At 60.4% G+C, this 1345-nt stretch carries 1 protein-coding gene; it reads left to right on the forward strand.

Annotation, left to right across the window (positions count from 1 at the left end; all coding sequences use genetic code 11):
• The first annotated feature begins 264 nt into the window (after window positions 1-264).
• A complete protein-coding gene (locus A2J01_RS31995) occupies window positions 265-1326 on the forward strand; it encodes an IS110 family transposase (protein WP_064114328.1) in 1062 nt (353 codons plus the stop codon).
• Window positions 1327-1345: the final 19 nt, after the last annotated feature.

A 1345-nucleotide genomic window follows, 5' to 3' on the forward strand; every position in this document is an offset into this window, starting at 1 on the left:
GTGAACATTCCGACTTATATGAGTGTCACGGCAAGTGACCGGGATTGCAGCCCATAGCGTGTCGTAGCAGGCCGGAAGGAATGACTCGTGAACATTCTGTCTCCCGCAGTCGGGATGACTCTTGTCTGGTGTGTCACCCCCTCCGGTCTGCGTTCGCGGTGTGACTCGAGAGAGGCGTGACCACAAGCTGCTGTGAGAGGTACTTGAAGTCGGATTGTCCACCGCGGATCCCCCATCCATCGAGCGAAAAGGGAACCGAACCCCATGATCGTCATCGGTATCGATCCACACAAGTCCACCCATACTGCGACCGCACTCGACTCCGCCACCAACACCGATCTCGGTTCGATCCGCATCGACGCCTCGGTCATCGAATACAAGCGATTAATCGTTTGGGCCAAAGCCTGGCCGGACCGACGCTGGGCCATCGAGAACGCCGACGGCCTCGGGCACCACCTCGCACTGTGGCTCCTTGCCATCGGTGAGGTCGTGCACGATATTCCCACTACCGCCACCGCCCGAGTACGTGAACTCTCCCGTGGTGGACGACGCAAGAACGACCGCATCGACGCTGCGGCCGCAGCCAGCGTCGCAGCTCTGCACGGCGACGCCAGGCAGGTCTATCCGGAGACCGTCAACGATGCGCTTGCTTTGCTCGACGAGCGGCGAGTCAATCTGTCGTCCAGTCGAACTCGCACCGTTAATCAACTTCACGCCTTATTACGTGAGCTGATGGCCGGCGGTGCGCCAACGTCGTTGACACCCAAAAAAGCTGCTGCCGCGATCCGAGGCTTTCGGGCCAGAACCGCACCGGACAAGATCCGACTCGAACTGGCCAAGGAGCTGATCACGGACTTCGCGCGGTTCGACGAACAGCTCGCGGCGAACAGCCGCAAGATCACCGCGTTGCTCGACGAGCACGGCACACATCTGCGCAATATCGACGGAGTCGGTCCAGTTCTTGCTGCCCGCATCCTAGGCCGCAGCGGCCGAGCCAGCCGGTTCCCCACCGCTGCTGCGTATGCCAGCTACACCGGAACTGCACCCGTCCAGATCGCCAGCGCCGACTCCTCCCATCACCGATTGTCGAGATTCGGCGATCGGCAACTGAACTCCGCCCTCTACACGATCGCCATGATCCAGATCCGGATGCCGTCGAGCACGGGACGAGCGTTCTACGACAAGAAAATCGCTGAAGGAAAAACACCCCGGACCGCCGCTCGCGCACTTAAACGGCACCTCGCTACACACCTGTGGCGAGTCATGCTCGCAGATGAAAAACGGGGCATTCGAGCCATATCGAGAGAATCCCTCACTGCCGCTTGACAAATAGAGAGGCACCAGA

This window comes from Rhodococcus sp. EPR-134 (assembly GCF_001647205.1).
In the GTDB taxonomy this organism is placed as follows: domain Bacteria; phylum Actinomycetota; class Actinomycetes; order Mycobacteriales; family Mycobacteriaceae; genus Rhodococcus_F; species Rhodococcus_F qingshengii.

What these genes read in the sequence shown, in the direction of transcription:
- A2J01_RS31995 (WP_064114328.1), top strand. Translation starts at nt 265, where the DNA reads ATGATCGTCATCGGTATCGATCCACACAAGTCCACCCATACTGCGACC.